1 protein-coding gene is annotated in these 757 nt (G+C 55.1%); it reads left to right on the top strand.

Features of this window, described 5'->3' with window-relative positions; all coding sequences use genetic code 11:
* Positions 1-131: 131 nt before the first annotated feature.
* The coding region (locus PSI15_RS18320; protein ID WP_273584765.1) for a DUF1281 domain-containing protein at positions 132-757 on the top strand (626 nt) is incomplete at its 3' end.

Genomic DNA, 757 nt, shown 5'->3' with positions numbered 1-757 from the left:
GCAGTCTTGAGGATCTGTTGCGGGATATCGGTTAACGCGCGTTTTTTTCACTACCCATCGGGGGAACCGTGCCCCTGATGGCGCGGTTCCTCTGTTTTATCTGAACAGTTTTAAACATGAGGAACATTAACATGGCAGAATGGTGTACAAACCAACTGGAAATCACCGGCAAATCCGTGTGCATTGATGTGATGCAGCAGTGGGTCTGTGGTGAGGAGATCCCCGGTTACCGCCAGGCAGTGTTGCAAAGCCGGCGTCTGTTTCTGGCGGGGTGTGCGGGGATATTTAAGCCGACAAAACCGCAAACCTATACGCCTTACCCGGAATTAATCTGCGGAACGGCGGCACCGGCGGCCCATAATCTGGCCTTTGAACAGTGGCTGAAGCTGTTGCAGGACAATGTGCCGCTGAACAATAACAATATCAAACTGATCGACAGCCTGTACCGCCAGTCTGCCATCAGCCTGATGCGCTGGGACAGTGTGCCTGAGCCGGCGCGTGTTATCATTGCCCGCCTCCTGACCCGGCAGTATGCCGACTGGTTCGGGATGGCCGGCTGGTCAGAGGCGATCAATATCGGTGAATGCTGGGACAGACTGAACGATTCTCCGGAATCGACCCAGCCCTGCGATATGCTGATGATCATGCCGACCCGGCTGGCCACCGAGATTAACGGCAACAGCGGGTTGCTGAAAGGGGTTGCCACCCCGGCACAGTTCTATACTCAACAATACGGCTTTGAATGGCCGTTTGGCCA

The sequence above is a fragment of the Xenorhabdus sp. PR6a genome (assembly GCF_028599065.1).
GTDB classification, from domain to species: Bacteria; Pseudomonadota; Gammaproteobacteria; order Enterobacterales; family Enterobacteriaceae; genus Xenorhabdus; species Xenorhabdus doucetiae.
The sequence above is the reverse complement of the archived record's forward strand: the minus strand, read 5'-3'. Positions and strand labels throughout refer to the sequence as shown.